Source organism: Leeuwenhoekiella blandensis MED217 (assembly GCF_000152985.1).
In the GTDB taxonomy this organism is placed as follows: Bacteria; Bacteroidota; Bacteroidia; order Flavobacteriales; family Flavobacteriaceae; genus Leeuwenhoekiella; species Leeuwenhoekiella blandensis.
Map to the genome: position 1 here is coordinate 1,385,255 of NZ_CH672395.1, position 20,954 is coordinate 1,406,208.

Annotated in this window: 16 protein-coding genes; 6 read left to right on the forward strand and 10 right to left on the reverse strand. The window is 40.7% G+C overall.

From position 1 onward, the window contains the following. The first annotated feature begins 78 nt into the window (after nt 1-78). Nucleotides 79-2,148 carry a M1 family metallopeptidase gene (locus MED217_RS06025; protein ID WP_009779599.1) on the forward strand — a complete coding sequence of 690 codons (2,070 nt, stop codon included), beginning with the start codon at nt 79-81 and terminating at the stop codon, nt 2,146-2,148. After that, complete coding sequence (locus MED217_RS06030) at nt 2,148-3,071, forward strand: patatin-like phospholipase family protein (protein WP_009779600.1); 924 nt, start codon at nt 2,148-2,150, stop codon at nt 3,069-3,071. The genes MED217_RS06025 and MED217_RS06030 overlap by 1 nt, the downstream gene beginning before the upstream one ends. A gap of 1 nt (nt 3,072) precedes the next feature. On the opposite strand, the gene MED217_RS18485 is transcribed toward MED217_RS06030, so the two are convergent. From MED217_RS18485 to MED217_RS06070, 8 genes are all read right to left on the reverse strand, one after another. Beyond that, nucleotides 3,073-3,477: a hypothetical protein gene (locus tag MED217_RS18485; RefSeq protein ID WP_154648915.1), complete on the reverse strand. Its 405-nt coding sequence runs from the start codon at nt 3,475-3,477 to the stop codon at nt 3,073-3,075. Nucleotides 3,478-3,543: 66 nt separating this feature from the next. After that, on the reverse strand, nt 3,544-5,001 hold the full coding sequence (locus tag MED217_RS06040; RefSeq protein ID WP_009779602.1) for a potassium/proton antiporter: 1,458 nt from the start codon (nt 4,999-5,001) through the stop codon (nt 3,544-3,546). A 49-nt stretch (nt 5,002-5,050) separates the two neighbouring features. Beyond that, nucleotides 5,051-5,563 carry a DUF3124 domain-containing protein gene (locus tag MED217_RS06045; protein ID WP_009779603.1) on the reverse strand — a complete coding sequence of 171 codons (513 nt, stop codon included), beginning with the start codon at nt 5,561-5,563 and terminating at the stop codon, nt 5,051-5,053. An 11-nt stretch (nt 5,564-5,574) separates the two neighbouring features. Further along, entirely contained in the window at nt 5,575-6,093 is a 519-nt protein-coding gene (locus tag MED217_RS06050; protein ID WP_009779604.1) for a DUF7935 family protein, read from the reverse strand. 2 nt (nt 6,094-6,095) lie between these two features. Then, entirely contained in the window at nt 6,096-7,712 is a 1,617-nt protein-coding gene (locus MED217_RS06055; RefSeq protein WP_009779605.1) for an FMN-binding glutamate synthase family protein, read from the reverse strand. Between the two features lie 275 nt (nt 7,713-7,987). Next, the gene (locus MED217_RS06060; RefSeq protein WP_009779606.1) at nt 7,988-9,271 is read right to left on the reverse strand and encodes an amidohydrolase; all 1,284 of its coding nucleotides are present in this window, start codon (nt 9,269-9,271) and stop codon (nt 7,988-7,990) included. Between the two features lie 16 nt (nt 9,272-9,287). Continuing rightward, nucleotides 9,288-9,830: a DsrE family protein gene (locus MED217_RS06065; RefSeq protein WP_009779607.1), complete on the reverse strand. Its 543-nt coding sequence runs from the start codon at nt 9,828-9,830 to the stop codon at nt 9,288-9,290. A gap of 323 nt (nt 9,831-10,153) precedes the next feature. After that, entirely contained in the window at nt 10,154-11,347 is a 1,194-nt protein-coding gene (locus tag MED217_RS06070; protein WP_009779608.1) for a vWA domain-containing protein, read from the reverse strand. A gap of 269 nt (nt 11,348-11,616) precedes the next feature. Between MED217_RS06070 and MED217_RS06075 the strand changes: the two genes are divergently transcribed. Next, complete coding sequence (locus tag MED217_RS06075; RefSeq protein ID WP_009779609.1) at nt 11,617-13,938, forward strand: ATP-dependent helicase; 2,322 nt, start codon at nt 11,617-11,619, stop codon at nt 13,936-13,938. Here the strand turns inward: MED217_RS06075 and MED217_RS06080 are convergent. Next, on the reverse strand, nt 13,935-14,756 hold the full coding sequence (locus MED217_RS06080) for a UDP-2,3-diacylglucosamine diphosphatase (RefSeq protein WP_009779610.1): 822 nt from the start codon (nt 14,754-14,756) through the stop codon (nt 13,935-13,937). The genes MED217_RS06075 and MED217_RS06080 overlap by 4 nt on opposite strands. A 158-nt stretch (nt 14,757-14,914) precedes the next feature. Between MED217_RS06080 and aroC the strand changes: the two genes are divergently transcribed. The 3 genes from aroC to MED217_RS06095 all read left to right on the forward strand — a co-directional run bounded on the left by aroC (nt 14,915) and on the right by MED217_RS06095 (nt 18,944). Further along, nucleotides 14,915-15,979, forward strand: a complete 1,065-nt coding sequence (gene aroC / locus MED217_RS06085; RefSeq protein ID WP_009779611.1) for a chorismate synthase — start codon at nt 14,915-14,917, stop codon at nt 15,977-15,979. A gap of 263 nt (nt 15,980-16,242) precedes the next feature. Beyond that, complete coding sequence (locus MED217_RS06090; RefSeq protein WP_009779612.1) at nt 16,243-17,694, forward strand: dicarboxylate/amino acid:cation symporter; 1,452 nt, start codon at nt 16,243-16,245, stop codon at nt 17,692-17,694. A 125-nt stretch (nt 17,695-17,819) separates the two neighbouring features. After that, a complete protein-coding gene (locus tag MED217_RS06095; RefSeq protein WP_009779613.1) occupies nt 17,820-18,944 on the forward strand; it encodes a lamin tail domain-containing protein in 1,125 nt (374 codons plus the stop codon). Nucleotides 18,945-18,948: 4 nt separating this feature from the next. Here MED217_RS06095 and MED217_RS06100 read toward each other — a convergent pair whose 3' ends face one another. Continuing rightward, nucleotides 18,949-20,862 carry a mucoidy inhibitor MuiA family protein gene (locus MED217_RS06100; RefSeq protein ID WP_009779614.1) on the reverse strand — a complete coding sequence of 638 codons (1,914 nt, stop codon included), beginning with the start codon at nt 20,860-20,862 and terminating at the stop codon, nt 18,949-18,951. Nucleotides 20,863-20,954: the final 92 nt, after the last annotated feature.

The window sequence follows — 20,954 nt, forward strand, 5'->3', positions numbered from 1 at the left end:
CTCGTATTCGATACACTTAAAACGAGCAGTTTTAAATTCAAATCCTTAATTTGGCAGCCTATTCATTAGATTGATTTTATGAGATTGATTTTTTCGCTTATCGCAGCATTTTTGATAAGTACCACATACGCCCAACAAACCGAAACGGTTGACTTTGAACGCATATACGCATTGCTTGATTTTAATTTTGCCGAAGGAACCGTAAGCGGTGATATGGAGGTGAAATTTACAATGAAAGACCATGCCGACTTTATTTACCTCGATGCCAAAAACATCACAAAGTATGAAGCGGTTTTAGACGGTAAAATTGTCGCTACCCATACCGATGATAACCGTATTATTTTTACTCAGAATTTTGTCAAGGGAAAGACCTACAACTTAATGCTGGAGTATACCGCAAAACCTAACAAAGCCTTGTACTTTGTAAATAATGGCGGATTTCAGCAAATCTGGACACAAGGGCAGGGGAAGTATACTTCAAACTGGTTGCCAAGCATTGACGACATGAACGATAAGATCGAGTTTGATCTTTCGATCGTTGCTTATCCCGGGCAAGAGGTGGTCGCTAACGGGGTTTTAAAGGAGAAGGAAGAAGTTGAGGATAAATTCATCTGGCATTATGAGATGTCAGAACCGATGTCAAGCTACCTTGTAGCTGTCGTTCTTGGGGATTATCGCAAGCAAAGACGTTTGTCAGAATCGGGAGTGCCTATTGACCTGTATTATTACCCTGAAGATTCACTAAAGGTGATGACCACCTATAAATATTCTGATGATATCTTTGATTTTCTAGAAGAAGAAATAGGGGTTCCTTATCCGTGGTCTGTTTATAAGCAAATTCCGGTAAAGGATTTTCTCTATGCCGGTATGGAAAATACCACCGCAACCATTTTTAGTGATGCATACATGGTAGACCGCACTGGTTTTACAGATCGCAATTATGTGAATGTAAATGCGCACGAACTCGCGCATCAATGGTTTGGCGATTATGTAACCGAAACCTCCGGAACGCATCACTGGTTGCAAGAAGGTTTTGCAACCTATTACGCGTTACTAGCAGAAGCTGAAGTTTTAGGCGAAGAAGTATATGCCTGGAAGCTGTTTCAGTCGGCGATGCAATTAAAAGAAATGAGCGATAAAGGAAATGGGGAAAGTCTTTTAAATCCCAAGGCCAGCTCCCTTACCTTTTATCAAAAAGGTGCCTGGGCGTTGCATATGTTGCGTAAGGAAATTGGAGATGAAGCTTTTAAAACTGCTGTGAAAAGTTATTTGCAAAAGCATAAATTCAGTAATGTAGATACTGAAGATTTCCTGGCAGAAGCCCGTGCTGCAAGTGGATCTGATTTACAGGAATTTGAATGGAAATGGTTAAGAGCGGTCGCGTTCAACTATGAGGATGCTATTGCTACGCTAGAGGATTATCCGGTGATTCAACGGTATAAAAGAACGGTAGAATTACGCAAACAATCTTTTGGTCAAAAATCTCAGAAACTCTTCAATCTTTTGGCTTTGCCCGATAAATATTCGGGGCCTGAAGCGATTTATCAGCTTGCAGATGTTTCTCCAGCGGCGGCAGGTCGTATTTATGAGCGTGCTTTTTACACCAATAATCCTTGGGTGCGACAGGCTATTGCACAAACAGTGAGCAAAGTGCCGGCTGCGATGAAAGTAAATTATGAGCGTTTGCTTAACGACGATTCCTACATCACGAGGGAATTGGCTTTGATGAATTTATGGACTTCCTTTCCTAAAGACCGTCATCAATATTTAGATAAGATGAAAGGCGTGCAGGGCTTTTCAAATCATAATGTTGAGATCCTTTGGCTGGCCTTGGCGATTTCAACTTTAGATTATGAAGAAGCTTATGTGCGAGATCATTTTTTTAGACTTACGCGCTTTACAGGGAACCGCTATTCTTTTGAAACCCGCGAGCAGGCCTTTACAAAATTGTATCAATTGCAGCTCTTTGAACCCAAAAGTTTAAAAAATCTCATAGAAGCTTGTTTTCATCACAACTGGCGTTTTGCACAGACCTGCCGTCAAATATTAGACGAGGTTGCAAAAATTGAACATTACAGAAAAGAGTTGAAGAAGCTCGATATTTCTGAAGAAAAGGAAAAGCAACTTTTAGCTGAAAAATTAGGCTGATGCGTGCACTTGTTATTTCAGGAGGAGGAAGTAAAGGAGCTTATGCAGGCGGTGTGGCCCAGCATTTGATCGAAGAACAAGGCCATAAATATGACTTGTTTTTAGGGACATCTACCGGAAGTCTCTTAATCTCCCAACTGGCAAATAACAATATTAAACGTGCCTACGAGGTATACACGCAGGTCAATCAAAACACGATTTTTAATGTGAATCCTTTCAATATTAAAAAACGTGGAGATCGGGAGTACGTTTCTATAAATTACTGGAATACGGTTTGGCAATTTATAAGACGTAAACGCACCTTTGGGGAAAGCAAAAACTTGCTTAAAAACATAAAAAAAAATCTTTCTAGAGCCGAGTTTGAGGAGATCAAGCAACAAACTACAGATGTGGTGGTAACCGTATCCAACCTGACTAAAAACACTGTAGAATACAAGTCGATACGCAATTGGGAATATGATGATTTCTGCGAATGGATTTGGATCAGTTGTAATTACATCCCGTTTATGAGTCTGGTGAAGAAAAACGGTTTTGAGTATGCAGATGGAGGTTTTGGATGCATCGTTCCCATACGCGAAGCCATACGTCGCGGAGCCACCGAAGTAGATGCCATTATTCTCGAGTCTGAGAATATGGAGTATAACAAAGTGCTGGGAAATAACCCGTTCTCATTGATGGTAAATCTCTTCGGGTTTTTGATGGATCAGGTAGAATATCACGATGTGATCGTAGGCAAACTGGCAGCCATTAATAGAGATGTGCCGCTCAATTTGTATTATACCCCGTCAAAACTTACCGAAAACAGCCTGATCTTTAATAAAAAATTGATGAGTAATTGGTGGCAACAAGGCTGGGATTATGCTGCCGCGAAAGCCAAACACGCACAGGAAAATAAACTACGTGAACTTCCGGAAACCGAATAGCTTAGTTTACCGTGATTTCTTTGGTGATAACTTCAGTTGCTGAAGTTTTAAATTTCAGAATATAGCTGCCTTCTTTTTTCGGGCGAAAAATATAATCAGCCTTACGGGTTGGGATATCCATCGTACACATACTACAGGTATCGTAAATCGCTTCAACTTCAATGCTGATTTCATTTCCATTTACCGATTCGATAAACTGATTAAACTGTCCACAACCGTTGTTCACAGGAAATGAAACTACGAGTTTGAGTTCGTCATCCAATGCTACAGTCGACGCTCCTGAAACCTGAGAAACCCAGGCAGTCTTGGTTTCGGTACAGTTTTTTTCTTCGGCAGAAGCCGAGGTGGCATCACAACCGGAAATGAAAAGTAGACCTGCAAAAAGCAGCGTGCAAAGGAGTTTCATAAGCTTCGTTTCTTTATAGATACCGAAGCTAAAAAAGGGTTGCGTGCTGCGCGAAAGGATTAGCAATTAATTAACGCACTTGATCACATCATCCAGCCCTTCTTCATCTTCACTTAAAACCACCAGCGTGTCACCTGCGTGGATCACCGTAGAACCTTTAGGAGTTAAAAACTTATCGTTTCGCTTGATCATTGCGATAATCGCATTTTTAGGAAAGCCCAGGTCAATGATTTTAGTGTCAGCAGCCTTACAGTTTTGACTGATTTTAATCTCGCGCATCGCAGTTTTTGGGATTTCTGAAATCAAATGATTCATATTGCGCTGCGTACTGCTTTCTTCGGGCAAACCAACTTTAAGCCATTTTGCCACCACCGAAAGGGTGGTGCCTTGGATCAACACCGAAGTCAATGAAATAAAGAACACGATATTAAAGATCATATTGGCTTTCTCTATGCCGGCAAGTAATGGGTACGTTGCAAAAACAATTGGCACAGCACCACGTAAGCCTACCCAAGAGATGTAAAATCTACGACGCATTTTCATTTTAAAAAATCCGAGACTTATAAAAACGCCAACAGGTCGCGCGATAAAAATGAGGAATAAAGAAATCATTAAACCAATCCCGATATAAGGAATGACTTGCGTGGGAAATACGAGTAAGCCCAGCGTAAGGAACAAAACGATTTGCATCAACCACGCCAGCCCGTCAAACATTTTTAAGATCGTTTGCTTATGGATTAGGTCTTGATTCCCCAGGTAGACAGCGCAAATATAGATCGCGAGAAAACCGTTTCCGCCGATGAATTCTGTGGCAGAAAAGGTGATGAACATCAACGAGATGACCAATACAGGGTATAAACCTTCAAAACCCAACTGAATTTTATTGATGGTGATTTTACTGAGTTTCCCAAAGAGGAAACCGGCAATTCCACCTACGATCATTTGTGTTAAAAGCATCGGGATCACCGAAGCCAAACCTTGATCTTGATTGATGACTAAGGTTAAAAAAGCGATGGTAAGCACGTAGGCCATCGGGTCATTACTACCACTTTCCAGTTCAAGTGTGGGGCGTAAATTGGTTTTGAGCGCTAAACTTTTAGAACGTAGTATTGAAAATACCGCTGCAGCATCGGTAGAGGAAACTATCGAGCCGAGAAGCATGCTCTCATAAATCGTAAAATCGGTTATATAAAATACAAAGCAACCCAAAGAGACGGCGGTGAGCAGAACGCCAACTGTAGACAGCGCCAGTCCTTCGCGCAGAATGGGTTTTACAGAAGACCAATGCGTATCTAATCCACCGGAAAAAAGTATGAAGTTGAGCGATACAATTCCGATAAATTGTGCGATTTCCGGATTGTCAAATTGAATACCGCCAATACCATCAGAACCCGCGATCATCCCAATTCCTAAGAATAAGATAAGCGTGGGTACACCAAATTTATAGGAAGTTTTACCTACAATAATACTTATCAAAAGTAAGACAGAGCCAACGAAGACAATATTCTCGATGGTTAGATTCATATAGGGGGAGTTTTAGAAAAGGCTTTATTGATTTTTTTTTATAGAATAGCTATTCTATGCGCTTTCCTTGTGTGATAAACGAAAGTCCTTGAGTTCCTCGGGTTGAAATCATGATACTTTCAAAAATAGGATCGGTAACGTTGGGATCATCGAGCCAGTTAAAAATAAAGTTCCCGCCGGTGCCTCCTGTTTTATCACCTTCTTCAATTATGATCTCTACGGTCTCTAAAGGTTTTAAAGCAATAGGGAAATCAAAATAGGTATGAATAAGCTTGCCGGTAGTGTCATAATACGAACCGCTAGTGAGTACGAGTTCTTGGGTTTCACTGGTGTTACGGAGGCTTACGGTTACCGTTAAATCATGAGTGAGATGTTCTGAAGTACTGTAGATTTCAGAATAGATTCCTAAATAGGTTTTTGCTTTTTGCAGGCTATCTTGTTCAGGAAGTGTTGCGCGACGTTTTTCCCAATTGATCGGGTTTATAGAGCTGCTTTCTTTTTGCTCGCTTTCGCAGGCACTAAAAAGAAAAACCGAAGCTAGTATAAAAAGTAGATTGCGCATAACATCGTTTTTTAGCCAAATAGTTCTTGAACTTCAGCCTTAAGATACTCTAAAGCTAGAGAAGTAGGGTTTTGCGACTCGTCAAAATTTGTTAAAATATATTCTCGAATATCCTGAGCGGTCTCTAGCTGTGTATCGGCAAGGGTTTTTCGTAAGTGTTGAATCAAGGTGTTTTTTGATGATTTTACGGTGGCCCAACATTCGTTAGATACATAGACCTGCTGCGTAAGATTGTGCTCAAATTCCTGCTCGATTGTAGCCGCTAATAAATCAACATACGTTTTTTTGTCTTCGGTAGTCGGTTTTACGCGTATAAGCAACTGCAACGGAGAGATACGCTCTAAAAGCAAGGTAAGGCGCTCGTAGGCTTGCAAACGTATAGGCAACGACGCTGCTTGAGCTTCTTTATGCATCAAAAAACGCCTTCTATTTTTCTCGTTTTTTAAAAAGCCGTCAAAAAAGTAATAGGCGAGAAGTCCAACTACCACCGCTGGAGCTACCGGAATTAAAATTTCTAAAATATCATTCATAATTAATAACGTACGTCTTCAAATTGTTTTACCTGACTGTGCTCGCGTTTCACGGTTTCTTTGTCATATTCTCCGCCTAAGTAGTCACAATTCAAGAGCGAAGACATTCCTTCAAAGGGAACTTCTACTTTGTGGTAACTAAAACAGGCCGCGAGGGTTTGACTCAGGTTTTTATCGCCTAAAGTTAAGTCAACATCTTCAGTTGTCAACTGGCAAGGATGTTCATAGCCACAAGCATGGGTGATCTCAAGCAATTCTTTTCTGAAATTCTTAAAGTAAAAGTTAGTTCGTACCGCTTTATCTTCAACATTAATACCGGCTTGAAGCCATTTGTTTTGAGTGGCTACACCACTTGGGCAGGTATTGTTATGACAGGCTTTGGCTTGAATACAGCCAATAGAAAGCATGGCTTCACGAGCAACATTCACTACATCTGCTCCCATAGCAAAGGCCATGGCGCCTTTTGCAGGAAGGCCTAGTTTTCCACTTCCTATAAAAACAATGCGGTCTGTAAGATGATGCTTTTTGAAAATTTTATAAAGATCACTAAAGGCATACACCCAAGGTAGCGAAACGTGATCGGCAAAACTGGGTGGTGCGGCTCCGGTTCCTCCCTCGCCACCATCAACCTGAATAAAATCGGGTCCTTTGTTGGTCTTTACCATCAATTGTGCAAGCTTCTCCCAATCTTGCAGTTTTCCTATAGCAGCTTTAATGCCTACTGGAAGTCCGGTCGCTTCGGCGATTTGCTCAACAAATTCAATCAGCCCTTCCACACCGTCAAAAGCGGTATGTGTTGCGGGTGAAATCACATCTTTACCCATAGGCACATGACGTATTTCAGAAATTTCTTTCGTGATCTTTGACGCCGGAAGTACGCCACCTTTTCCTGGTTTTGCACCCTGAGAGAGTTTGATCTCGATCGCTTTTATCTCGGGATTGGCCTCAACCAAAGCGATCATTTTTTCCATAGAGAAATTTCCGTGGTCGTCGCGAACGCCAAAGTAACCCGTTCCAACCTGATAAATTACGTCAGCTCCTTTTTTGTGATAAGGCGAAAGACCTCCTTCACCACAATTATGATATGCATGTGCAAGTTTACAGCCGCGGTTAAGCGACTCGATTGCTCTGGCAGAAAGCGAACCAAAACTCATCGCAGAGACGTTTATTGCTGAAGCTGGTCGGTACGGTTTGCGTCTTTTGTTGTAAGCTCCCATAACTTTTGCGCAAGGTAAAAAATAGGGGTTTTTGGCGTTGGGATGTTCCGGCGGAACTTTAAAGCCCATCATCGCATTGTTGATGAAAATGTAATTGGCTTCATAGATATTTTGATAGGTACCAAAACCTTCATAGTTGTTTTGATTCTTGGCAGATGCATAGATCCAGCCGCGCTCGATACGGTTAAATGGAAGTTCTTCGCGGTTATTCGCAACGATATATTGTCTCAATTCTGGTCCTATACTTTCAAGCATATAGCGAATATGCCCAACAATGGGAAAGTTGTGGGTGATGATGTGTTTCTTGTTGAAGAATACATCCCGAATACCAATCACTAGTAAAATGATCAAGACCCAAGCCCACCAGGGAATCTGACTTAAAAAGGTAAAAAACGCGCTCATATCTGGTATAAAAATTCAGGCTTCAAACTTACTATTTCCAAAGGGTTTAACGTGATGTAGATGTAAAATTTAGAACTTCTTTAGGTTATTGAGATCGTCAAAGGCTTGAATATCCTGTGGCTTGCCTCCGAGGTAGTCTAATTCGATAAAAAAATGCTTCAACATTTTTATGTTGAAGCATTTTAAAAAGGTGTTAGGCATCAGCGTTTAACAATCCTAGCCTAGCCTGGAGTAAGATCACTCCGATATCAGAAAACTGCTAGTCCTATCTAAACTTACTGCGCGTTAAGATAATCAACTACCAATTGAGACATGGTTTTTACTCCAAGTAACATTCCGTCGTCATCGATCTGGAAATCTGGTGTATGATGCGGATAAGCTTCGGTATTTCCCGGGGTCATTCCACCAAGGAAAAAGAAAAATCCGGGTACTTCTTCTTGAAAATAACTGAAGTCTTCACCACCGGTGGTTGCTTTTACCAACTTCACGTGATCTTCTCCCGCAACTTCCTGCAGCGTAGGCAGCATTTGCGCGGTAAGTTCGAGGTCGTTATAAGTGATCGCTGTATTGCTCTGAAACTCGATCGTTGCGCTTCCGCCGTAGGCTTTTGCGAGGCCTTCGCTCATTTCGGTCATACGCTTGATGATCAATTCGCGCATATCAGGATCAAGCGTTCTCACCGTACCTATAAGTTCTGCACTTTCAGGAATGATATTAAATCGAACTCCGGATGTGATTTTTCCAACGGTGATCACTGCCGGTTCTACAAGCAGATTAGATTCTCTACTGATGATCGACTGAAATCCGTCAACGATCTTTGATGCGATATAAATAGGGTCAACACCGCCCCAAGGTTGGGAACCGTGGGTTTGTTTTCCTTTGATGTTCACCACAAAACGCTCAACCGCTGCCATCGTTCCACCAGGTTTATACGCGATGGTTCCTACTGGCGTCGCGCTGTTGATGTGCAATCCAAAAATCGCATCAACATCCGGACTTTTTAAAACTCCTTCTTTGATCATAAGTGCCGCTCCACCTTCTTCTCCCGGAGGTGCTCCTTCTTCAGCAGGTTGGAAAATGAATTTGACCGTACCGTGAATTTTGTCTTTGTTTTGGGCTAAAACTTCTGCAGTTCCCATAAGAATGGCAACATGTGTGTCGTGACCACAGGCGTGCATCACTCCGGTTTCTGAGCCTAAAAAAGTCGTAGTAACTTCACTTTTAAAAGGGAGGTCATTTCTTTCGGTAACGGGAAGTGCATCCATATCTGCGCGCAGGGCAACCACTTTTCCCGGGTGATCACCTTTTAAAACACCAACCACTCCGGTTTTAGCAACTTCGGTTTGTACTTCGATACCTAGGGATTTGAGGTGTTTGGTGATTTTAGCAGCGGTTTCAAATTCACGATTACTCAATTCAGGATGCTCGTGAATGTCGTGACGCCAGTCGATGACTTTAGATTCAACAGCCTCTGCAGCTGCAATGAGTTCGGGGTCTGCAGTCTGCGCAAAGGCGGTAGCGCCTAGAGACAGCAAAAGAAGTGTGTGTAGTTTATTCATAGTTAGTATTTAAAATTTAAAAGGAAATTAGCGCGTAATCGAGATTTTGGTAGTGAATAAGTGCCGTCATTGCTGAAAGCTCAACTTGAGTTTTTCCCCACCGCTTTTCAACCGAAATATCCCGTGCTCCGGCGGTTTGCCCACAAAGGATCACCGGAATATCAAGTGCATGGAGTTTGTTCAGTAAGTCGAGATTGGGATTATCTACGCCAAACTTTTCTTTGTAGAATTTATGTTTCAGCAAACCATAAGCTGCGCTGCCGTGAACGACCAGCACCGGTTTGAGTTGTGCTTTATCAACTTTAGTATAACCATGCATATTCAAAAAGCGTGCGACGGTGTTGAAATATGGGTTCAATGCAGCAGGATCTTCTGGAGCTTGAGAAATGTCAAAAACAACCTTGTATTCGGCTTCAGTGTTTACTTCAAGATCAGGTTGAGGTACGGTAAAGGTCTCTCCATATTCGTGAATCAAAGGCCCAGATATTTTCTTTTGAGCTTGCAATTGCAGTGCTGAAAGCAAAATAATAGAGGTGAAAACGAGACGCTTTAGGTTCATAAAAAAATCTTAACGAAGATTAAATATATTGAAAAGAGCCTGAAGCTAAAACGAAATGGAGGCGAATTGTAATTATTACGATTAAAAGCTTAATCGATGCAAAATTGATAATGAAAAGGGTGAAACTTTTGATTTTAAGAACATTTTCTTCAGTACGCCGGTCTGACAACGAAGATAACCTTCGGAAATTTCGTTTGTAAAACATGTTTAATCGAGATTAGTTCGGAAGGATTCAATCTCGATTATCGAGTTCATTTGAAATAAAAAAGGTGTGTCTTCTACTTAAAGAAAAACACACCCTTTCATCCCCTAACTTAAAAAAATTATTCAGAATACTTTTTGATCAATCGCACCATTAGATCTTTTAAATATTCAACTTCATATTCACCAACAGTAGGTTCAAGATGGTCATTACCTACACCGCTGTCATTGGTAATAAAAACATAAGTTCCATTGGTTGCAATACTGAAATTACGCATCAAGAATTCGGTTTCTTTATTGATCCCACTTGCAACTATAGGTATGATTTTAATTCCTTTTTTAGCAGCAGTTTTTATAGTGTTATGTAGCTCGTCTATAATTTGATTCTCTTGGTGCGGTGGTGCGTCAAGCAATAGAAATGCAATTCTGCTACGCGCTTCGGTTGACCATTGCAATTCTGAAATTCCTGTTTTTAATGCGGTATGTACCGCTTCTGGAAAATCGCCACCCCCTTCTGCTTTCTGTTCGTTTATAAAGCCTAAGGTGCTTTCTAAGCTCGAAGTAAAGTCAGATTTTTTAACGACATAGTCATCGCCAACATCCCGATAAAAAACGGTTCCTGTAGTGATTTGTAAATTCCCATTAGTGTTTTTTACATCTTGAATCACCTGCTTGAGATCATCCTTTAGAAATTCCATTTCATCACCCATAGATCCGGTTGCATCTACGATAAAAGCCAAATCTACTTTGGTAAACACCGGTGTGCTGGTATTCAGTTTTATAGTGTTTACTCCTTCAGAAAAGGGTTTGATCGTAGAAAATAATTGCTCATTACCGATATAAAATTTATACGTAGCAACATCAGTTGACTTTTGACTGCTATTTTTAAGATCAACCCAAAGTTCTGCAGTTCCGTGATTGTCGGTTTTTGCTTCCCAAATGATTGTTGCGCCTTGCCGCACACTTACTGAAATATCTACGGCAGGAAGGTTGTTTGCATCAGTAAGCTGAAATGAAAACCGATTTGCAGTGTTGAATTTCCAGTTTGTTGTGAAGGTATCTGCTTCTTCTTGATTGAGCAGGTTTTGCCAGAAACTCCAATTGGTAAGATCGTTCCATTCACCGGCAGTAACGATTCCTGAGTTGTCTTGTGAGCCGTCACCACTACTTCCGCCAGACGAACCGCCTCCTGTATCTGAAGATGCAAAACCATCATCAGCAGAAGCTTCTTCTGTACCGGAGAGCGCACCATCTTCGGTACAAGAGCTCAAGGAAATACTTAAGAGGAGAAGTAGAAAAAAGTAAGTTTTTTTCATAATGTTCATTTTTGATTGATTGTTGTTAATTAGATACAGCATTTTTAAAACGTTGCGTGTAACTGTGTTAAAAATTCAATTTGATAACAGAAATTATTAGGACAGAATAAATGGAAGCCTGGCAGCCGAAAAATTCTTGATAACTAAACGGTTTCGTATTCTGATAAAAAATTAAGTTTCCTTAATTTTCACCTTTTAGTACTACAGTTGCGTTTTGGCGCTGTTTCAATCGTTGATGTGGTACATATTTACTTAAAAAAATAATTGTTTTGGAGGCACTTTTAGAAGGATTAAATGAAGCACAACGCGCACCGGTTTTACAAAAAGAGGGTGCGATGATGGTGATTGCCGGAGCGGGTTCAGGAAAAACGAGAGTACTTACAATGCGTATTGCACACTTGATGCAACAAGGGGTTGACGCATTTAATATTTTATCGCTTACGTTTACAAACAAAGCGGCGCGGGAGATGAAATCCCGTATCGGAACTATAGTTGGGAATAGCGAAGCTAAAAACTTGTGGATGGGTACTTTTCACTCGGTTTTTGCCAAGATTCTGCGTATTGAAGGACATCATCTAGGATTTCCGCCCAACTTTACGATTTACGACTCTCAGGATTCGCAGCGTCTTATTTCGGCGATTATCAAAGAAATGGGGCTGGATAAAGACGTCTATAAATACAAACAGGTTCATAGCCGTATTTCTTCTTTCAAAAACAGCTTGATCACCGTAAAGGCATATTTTCAAAATCCTGAATTGATGGAAGCCGATGCCATGGCTAAAAAACCACGCCTGGGAGAAATCTATAAAGAATATGTAGACCGCTGTTTTAAAGCCGGAGCGATGGATTTTGATGATTTATTGCTTCGGACCAATGAATTATTGGCGCGTTTTCCTGAAGTTTTAGCCAAGTATCAAAAGCGTTTTCAATACATTTTGGTAGATGAGTATCAAGATACGAATCACTCTCAATATCTCATTGTAAAAGCGCTTGCAGATCGTTATCAAAATATTTGTGTGGTAGGAGATGATTCACAGAGTATTTACGCCTTCCGCGGAGCGAATATCAATAATATTCTCAATTTTCAACGGGATTATGATGATGTACAGGTATATCGTCTGGAACAAAATTACCGCTCTACAAAGAATATCGTAGAAGCGGCAAACTCGGTTATTGAACACAACCAGACCAAACTCGATAAGGTGGTTTGGACCGCAAATGATCCTGGACCTAAAATTGTCGTGCATCGCTCTTTGACCGATGGGGAAGAAGGTCGCTATGTGGCAAGTAACATCTTTGAGACCAAGATGAATCAGCAACTCAAGCATAGTGATTTTGCGATCTTGTACAGAACCAATGCACAATCGCGTGCGATGGAAGATGCCTTGCGTAAGCGCGAAATTCCCTATCGTATTTTTGGAGGATTGTCATTCTATCAGCGTAAAGAAATTAAAGATGTGCTGGCGTATCTGCGCATTTTGATTAATCCTAATGATGAGGAAGCATTAAAGCGGGTTATCAACTATCCGGCCCGGGGAATTGGAGCGACCACACTTGATCGTCTGACAATCGCTTCTAAACAATACAACCGTTCTATTTTTGAGGTGATGGAGAATATTCAGCATCTGGATATCAACATCAACAACAGCACAAAAAACAAGCTCTATAATTTTGTGAATATGATTCACAGCTTTAAAATTATGAGCGAAAATCAAGATGCTTTTGCAGTTGCAGAAACCGTTGCGCGTAAAACCGGATTATTACAAGAACTCAAAAAAGACGGTACACCGGAAGGGATCGCGCGAATTGAGAATATTGAAGAATTACTCAACGGGATGCGTGATTTTGTCGAAGGGCAAAAGGAAATCGCAGACGCTACCGGAAGCTTAACCGAATTCTTAGAAGATGTTGCTTTGGCAACAGATATGGATAAGGAAGTTGATGATATTGACCGTGTTTCGCTAATGACGATTCACTTGGCGAAAGGACTAGAATTCCCATACGTATATATCGTGGGGATGGAAGAAGATCTGTTCCCTAGCGGAATGAGTATGAACACGCGTAGCGAACTCGAAGAAGAGCGTCGCCTGTTTTATGTGGCCCTAACCCGTGCAGAAAAACAAGCCTATCTTACGTATACCGAATCGAGATACCGATGGGGAAAACTTATAGATGCAGAACCTAGCCGTTTTATTGAAGAGATCGATGAGCAATTTTTAGATATCCAAACGCCGATGGATACCTATCGCTACAAACCGATGATTGATAGCGATATTTTTGGCGAACCTGATAAGAGTAAATTACGCTTAAAAAAACCGGTGAGCGGGACACCGCCTATAATGGGTAAACCTTCTGAAGAGCAGCTGCGTAAATTAAGAAAGTTACGCCCTCAAGCTGCTTCGGCGCCACAAACTGATGAACTCAACGGAAAACTTCAGAAAGGAATGCACGTAGAACACAGCCGCTTTGGTCGTGGGCAGGTGCTGAATCTAGAAGGAGCAGGGCAGGATCAAAAAGCAGAAATTCAATTTCAAACCGGCGGAATTAAAAAACTCTTGTTGCGTTTTGCAAAGCTGAAGATTTTGGATTAAAAAGTTTTAATAGAGGCCAATAGCGCAACAGGATCGATCTCGGTATTTACCGATTCATCCTCTTGCGTTTCCGGTAGGTTTTGCTTTTCATATTCCATTAAAGACCAGATGCCTTTATCATATTCTAATGCGGTTAGATTTTCGATCCAATCCCCGCTATTGAGGTACAGGCAATCACCTTGTGGTGTTTCAACCTTGCGCATTTGCGGTTGGTGTATGTGTCCGCAGATCACATAGTCAAAATGGTTCTCGATAGCGAGCTCGGCAGCGGTTTCTTCAAAATCGGTGATAAAGCTTACGGCTTTTTTGACGCTGTTTTTGATTTTTTTAGATAGCGAATATTTCGGTCTTCCTAAGCTTACCAGACACCAATTGATAAAGCTGTTGAGAATGATAAGAAAATCATAGCCCCAACCGCCCAGTTTGGCGATCCACTTGGTGTGCTGTATCGAAGCGTCAAACACATCACCGTGAAAAATCCAAGCCTTTTTTCCGTCTAAATTCAAAACCAACTTGTCAAGAATAGAAATATTTCCAAATTCCACCGGACTGAATTTACGCAGTTTCTCGTCGTGATTTCCTGTGATGTAATAAACTTTGGTTCCCTTGGCAGCCAACGAAATGATCTTTTTGATCACTTGCAAATGGGATTTTGGGAAATACCGTTTTCTAAACTGCCAGATGTCGATAATATCTCCGTTTAAAACCAGTGTTTTAGGTTTTATACTTTGTAGATAACTTACCAGTTCTTTTGCGTGCGCGCCGTAAGTACCTAGATGCACATCAGAAAGAATAACGAGTTCAACTTTTCGTTTCAAAGAATATGATTTTTAACAAATTACAAGCATAGTTGTTACGCTAGCTTTATGTGATTATTAAATAATTTTAGTCTTTTAAGATTTTTAGTTTCAATTAGCGCATTCTAGGTAAGGCTTTTAGGCAAAAACACATTATTTTCGCCACTCAACAATTTGTTATGGCAGGTAATACTTTTGGAAAATTATTTACGCTTACCACTTTTGGAGAATCTCACGGGGAAGCTATAGGTGGTATCATAGACGGCTGTCCGGCCGGGATCGAGATTGATCTGGATCTGGTGTATCGCGATATGGAACGCCGCAAACCGGGGCAATCTAAAATTGTAACCCAGCGTAAAGAGCCAGATTCGGTGAATTTCTTTTCAGGGATTTTTGAAGGGAAAACTACAGGAACTCCTATTGGATTCAATATTGTGAATACCAATCAAAAGTCACACGATTACAGCCATATTAAAGATACCTATCGTCCTTCGCATGCAGATTATACCTACGACCAGAAATATGGTGTACGTGATTATCGCGGCGGCGGAAGATCTTCAGCGCGGGAGACTGCGAGTAGAGTAGCGGCAGGAGCTATCGCTAAGCAGTTTTTAAAAGACATTAAGATCAATGCGTTTGTTGATTCGGTAGGAGAAATTCACATGACCACGCCGTATCAGCAATTGGATTTTGACAAGATCGAATCAAATATTGTGCGTTGCCCCGATGAGTCTTTCGCAGAAAAAATGATCGATAAGATCAAAGAAATTAGAAAAGCAGGAGATACCATTGGCGGGACCGTGATGTGCGTGATTCAAAATGTGCCTGTTGGTCTTGGTGAACCGGTTTTTGACAAACTGCATGCTGAGCTGGGCAAAGCGATGCTTTCGATCAACGCGGTTAAAGGTTTTGAATACGGAAGCGGTTTTCACGGAGCTTCTATGCGCGGAAGCGAACACAACGATCTTTTTAATGCCGACGGAAGCACAAAGACTAACCTGAGCGGTGGTATTCAAGGCGGAATCAGTAACGGGATGGATATTTATTTTCGAGTAGCGTTTAAACCGGTTGCGACCATTATGCAAAACCAACCAACTATTGATAAAGAAGGAAATGCTACCGAAATGCAAGGTAAAGGACGTCACGATCCTTGTGTCGTGCCGCGTGCAGTGCCTATTGTTGAAGCAATGGCAGCATTGGTTTTGGCAGATTATATGTTATTAAACAAAGGCTCGAAGATTTAGGATTTGTATAACTACTTACAAAAAGCTTCAGTATACCACTGAAGCTTTTTTTTTGCGCCGCCAAAGATTAAATGCTTTTTGATTAAAACAGGATTTCAGTAAAAACTTATGCGTTTTCCTGAGGTAGTCTACTTATAATCTTCTTATTTATTTTTCTACAAAATCGAGGATTTACTAACAATTCCGCATCAAAAGCGCGCGGAGGCTTACACTAGATAGGGATTTTGTTTATCTTTCAGCTCAAAGTAATAAAGCACCTATTTATGAAGAAAATCGCACTACATTGGAAGATAATTATTGGTCTCGTTCTGGGTATCGTTTGGGCCTTAATTTCTAGCCAATTAGGATGGAGTCAATTTACGATAGACTGGATCGCTCCTTTTGGAAAGATCTTTATCAATCTTTTAAAACTTATTGCAGTTCCGCTGGTGCTTTTTTCTATAATAAGTGGTGTTGCCAATCTTGGTGATCCCGCAAGTTTAGGTAGAATGGGAGGAAAGACCCTTCTGGCTTATTTGCTTACGACCGTGCTTGCAGTAGGGATGGGACTTACCATGGTCAATCTTATAAAACCCGGGAAACTTATTGATGAGCAAAGTCGAATTGACAACCGTATCAGTTATGAGATTTGGGCTGCAGAAGAAGGCTACGTGATCAAAGACGGAATCAATTATCTGCAAGATCCTGAATTTATGGATCGCGCACGGGAGATTTCAGATTTGACAAAGAGTGATTTGCAAGACGCTTCGATGAACGATAAAATGAAAGCGGCAGATGCTACTAAAGATGCCGGGCCTTTACAGCCTTTAGTCGATATAGTACCTGACAATTTTTTTAGTTCGCTTGCAGATAATGGCTTGATGCTACAGGTCATTTTCTTCGGTTTGTTTTTTGGGATCAGTATGCTCTTTATAGACCAAAAGAAAGTGGCACCAGTAACCAAAGCAGTTGATGGTATAATGGAGGTGTTCTTGAAAATGGTAGACTTTACCATGCAAGCGGCTCCATTTTTTGTATTTGCATTACTTGCAGGTGTGGTAAGCCAAATGGCCGGCAATGACATCGGGAAAGTCGTGGAGATCTTTAAAGGCTTGAGTTGGTATTCGCTTACTGTTTTTGGTGGTTTAGCGCTTATGATCTTTGTGATCTATCCGTTGGTGTTTAAGATCTTTGTAAGAAAGGTATCTTACTTTGGCTTTTTCAGAGCGATGGGGCCTGCGCAAACTTTAGCATTCTCAACATCAAGTAGTGCGGCGACACTTCCTGTAACGATGGAATGTGTTGAGGATAATCTGGGCGTTGATAAAAAAGTAACCAGTTTTGTACTGCCTATAGGGGCAACCGTAAATATGGACGGTACTTGTCTGTATCAGGCTGTGGCTGTCGTTTTTCTTGCACAGTTGCATATGATCGACCTCACTTTAGGTCAGCAGCTTACCATTGTATTAACCGCTACTTTGGCCTCTATAGGTTCTGCTGCGGTTCCTAGTGCGGGTCTTGTAATGCTTATTATTGTATTAGAGTCTGTAGGCTTAAATCCGGCTTGGATTGGTATCATTTTCCCTGTAGATCGTATTCTTGATATGTGTAGAACCGTTGTAAACGTTACGGGAGATGCCACGGTTTCTTCAGTAATCGCAAAAGGAGAGGGCTTATTTAATTATAATCCTAATAAAGCGCCTGATGAGGCATTCGATATTGAAGAAAACTCATAAGTAGTTGGTTTTCAGCTATTAATTTGTTTTACTGTAGATTTTTTCTAATTTAGTTTAGCTCAAATCTACCATAAGCTGTTCCCTATCAGCGGCTTGACTTACCATTTAATTTTAAATGTGTAAGTATGAAAAAATGTGTACTCTTCTTTTTTGTCGGAAATTTTTATTTCTATGCCCAAGTGGGAATAGGAACTACCAATCCCAGCGCAGCTGCTATGCTTGAAGTGAGCAGTGAATCATCCAGCGGATCTTATAAAGGTTTTATGCCGCCACGTGTTACGGTGGCGCAACGCGACCAAATAAACCCAACAAGCGAGGATATTGGTTTGATGGTCTTTGTGAATGATCCTGATGTTTCAGTATATGGTTGGCAAGTTTATAATGGAACCTTTTGGGAAAATGTATACTTACTGCAAAATTCCGTTCAGCCAACCGAAGTGTCTTTTACCCTTACTGAAAAATCTCAATTAGAAAGCAATACCGGACTTGATCTGGAATTCAACATCGCCAATCCGTCAGCGACCAGTGGTCTTTCAGTTACCATAGCTGCCTCTTCCTATAGCGATCTCAATGAAAGCAATGCTCAAGTGATCACGATTCCTGCAGGAACTGCTGTTTATAATGCGGTTGATATTTTTAGTATTACTGATGATGTTGAGGTAGAAGGGAATGAGCAAATGCTGTTTTCTATCACAAATGTGAGCGGCGGTCTTGGAGCACCAACAATTGGCGTGAACTCCTTTTTTGAGTTGACTATTGTAGATAATGATGTTAATGTATGGATTAATGAGATTCATTATGATAATATAGGAGGAGATGTTAATGAGCGTGTTGAGATTGCAGGATCTGCCGGAATTGATCTAACAGGATATACAATTTATCATTACAATGGAGCTAGTGGAACAATTCTCTCCAGTGAATCAATTACCGGAATCATAGTAGAAATAGCTGAAGGCTTAGGGGTTAAAAATATTGAATTTAACACTTTACAAAACGATGATGAGGCAATAGCTCTTGTAGATCCTTCCGGTAATGTAATTCAGTTTTTAAGTTATGAGGGTGAAGTTACAGCAACCAATGGTCCTGCAGCGGGAATGACTTCAACAGAGTTGCCTGTGTCTCAACAGCCGGCGGTTACCATAGGTTTTTCTATGCAACTTACCGGGGCGGGAAGTGCATATAATGATTTTACCTGGACTTTAGCTCCAGATACTATTAATACGATAAACTCAGGTCAGTCCTTCAATTGATGATTTAGAGATTAATATTTCGCCCTTTCGGATAACGCACTTCAAAAGAAAAGTTTTTAGTGACCGAAGCTTTTGGAGCAAGTTCTAATTTCCATTTTAGAATACCGGTTTCTTCGGTATACTCGGCATCAGCGGTTTCTTGATCAGAAACTTTAATCTCTTTGTTTTGCGATACCGGAATTCGATCTTCTAAAATCAGGTTAACAGTTGAATTTTTGTTATTTCGAACCGAAATCTCAAAAGCCTTTGCAACAACGCGCGTTCCGCCAAGGAAAGATTTACTTTTAAAATTATCCTTCTTCTCGCGTTTTACAATGATATTGGGATCGATACCCAGAGAGATCTCCAGACTGTCTGTAGTAGCCAGCGGACTGATAGCCGTCTTACCAGCATAGCTTCCTTCAAAATAAATATTGGCCTCGCCCTGCAACAAATCATAGCGTTCCCAATCGGTTACTGTAGCGGTAAGAAATACATTTTCATTGAGTTCTGGTGCCGCATAATGTTGATAGCTTGCCGGTAAGTCAAAGGCGTCGATCTCAATAGTCGTAATATCTGAGTTAGATAAGATCGAGTAGCTTTTTTTGATTTCAAAGCGTGTGTTAGTCAAGCTTTCTTCTTTGGACTGAACATTCTCATTGTAAGATGCAGGAGCCACTGAATTTGAGCCTCTAATTTTAACTCCAGCAGCTTTACCTGCCAAAGCTCTAGACACGTCTGTTGAGCCGTAACCCACGACAACAACTTCATCTAAAGCTTCTTCATTAGCTTCTAATTGCACATTCATCATCGATGCATATACCGGGATCGACTGGGTTTCAAAACCTATATAAGCATATCTTAATTCATTACCTCCAGAATTGTTTATGGCAATTCGATACTTTCCATCAAAATCAGTAGTTGTGCCATTAGATGAACCGGTTTGACCAATATTAACTCCAGGAAGTGGCGCTCCAGAATCATCAGTTACAATACCAGAAACACTTCTCACTGTGGGATTGTATTTGTAATTGCTTCGGCTTACCGCGCTTGAACGCTTGTAGTTTCTGCTTACGAAATTGAGGTATTTTGGCTGTAAGTTCGGCTTGAAATTGTTGGTATTCGGGTCTCCTGTAGAGAGTACCAATTTTACATCGTCCCAATCAATGCCGCTTTGCTGATAGACACTCGCCTTGTAGTTTAATTGAATGGGTTCAGAAGTACTTTCAGCTCGAATATCGTAAAATGGAAACCAGCCCGCATTCTCAATGTTATAAGATAGTTCCATATTCAAATAAGCTGCGCTTGCAGCTTGAAGTTTTACAGTGATCTCGCCGCGCATTTCTTTACGAGAATCTTCAAGGTTGTTCATTTGTTGGCGGTGGTCATTGATGCTTCGATCTAAATCCTGTAAGGCTCTTTTCTGTTTGTAAATCGTATTTTGAATTTCGGTACTGCGCTCGCGGTAATAGGTGCTTATTTGTTTGATCTTTTCAAGGGATAAATCGGTGTTATCGCTATTGATGCGTTGATTTTCTGAAAGTAACTTTAGTTCGCGCTCATATCCTTCAATCGTACTTTGAATCGCATTCTTTTCGTAGAGCAGTTGGTCTAAATTTGTTTTTAAAGCTTCATATTCTGCAGAAACACTTTTTTTATCCAGATAATCCAGGTTAAAAGCAATAGACAAAATACTGGCGTCTTTAAGACCTCTAAGCTGAATACTGTTTTCAATAACATCTGGCGATAGGTTGTCAAAAACGATTTCATTTACACCGCTTTTTAATTGTACCGAAGCACTGCGTTCAATCGTTGCTCCTTGTAAAAACACGGTTACTTTATCAATTTTAGAACTTTGAGCAGGCAGCGGTTTATCTGAAGCGCTAAGAATATTTGAGCATAAAATTAAAAGAAAGGCAAGCGTATAGCAGAGTTTCATAAAGAGCCGTATTAACGGATTAGTAAGATTGAATTTTAAAGCAAAGTCTCCTTTAAGAGCAATTAAATATAGGAGAAAACTTTAGTTTATCG

Bases quoted from the DNA above. Each gene is read 5' to 3' on its own strand.
- MED217_RS06025 (WP_009779599.1), top strand. From the start codon at position 79: ATGAGATTGATTTTTTCGCTTATCGCAGCATTTTTGATAAGTACCACA.
- MED217_RS06030 (WP_009779600.1), top strand. From the start codon at position 2,148: ATGCGTGCACTTGTTATTTCAGGAGGAGGAAGTAAAGGAGCTTATGCA.
- MED217_RS18485 (WP_154648915.1), bottom strand. From the start codon at position 3,477: ATGAAACTCCTTTGCACGCTGCTTTTTGCAGGTCTACTTTTCATTTCC.
- MED217_RS06040 (WP_009779602.1), bottom strand. From the start codon at position 5,001: ATGAATCTAACCATCGAGAATATTGTCTTCGTTGGCTCTGTCTTACTT.
- MED217_RS06045 (WP_009779603.1), bottom strand. From the start codon at position 5,563: ATGCGCAATCTACTTTTTATACTAGCTTCGGTTTTTCTTTTTAGTGCC.
- MED217_RS06050 (WP_009779604.1), bottom strand. From the start codon at position 6,093: ATGAATGATATTTTAGAAATTTTAATTCCGGTAGCTCCAGCGGTGGTA.
- MED217_RS06055 (WP_009779605.1), bottom strand. From the start codon at position 7,712: ATGAGCGCGTTTTTTACCTTTTTAAGTCAGATTCCCTGGTGGGCTTGG.
- MED217_RS06060 (WP_009779606.1), bottom strand. From the start codon at position 9,271: ATGAATAAACTACACACACTTCTTTTGCTGTCTCTAGGCGCTACCGCC.
- MED217_RS06065 (WP_009779607.1), bottom strand. From the start codon at position 9,830: ATGAACCTAAAGCGTCTCGTTTTCACCTCTATTATTTTGCTTTCAGCA.
- MED217_RS06070 (WP_009779608.1), bottom strand. From the start codon at position 11,347: ATGAAAAAAACTTACTTTTTTCTACTTCTCCTCTTAAGTATTTCCTTG.
- aroC (WP_009779611.1), top strand. From the start codon at position 14,915: ATGGCAGGTAATACTTTTGGAAAATTATTTACGCTTACCACTTTTGGA.
- MED217_RS06090 (WP_009779612.1), top strand. From the start codon at position 16,243: ATGAAGAAAATCGCACTACATTGGAAGATAATTATTGGTCTCGTTCTG.
- MED217_RS06095 (WP_009779613.1), top strand. From the start codon at position 17,820: ATGAAAAAATGTGTACTCTTCTTTTTTGTCGGAAATTTTTATTTCTAT.
- MED217_RS06100 (WP_009779614.1), bottom strand. From the start codon at position 20,862: ATGAAACTCTGCTATACGCTTGCCTTTCTTTTAATTTTATGCTCAAAT.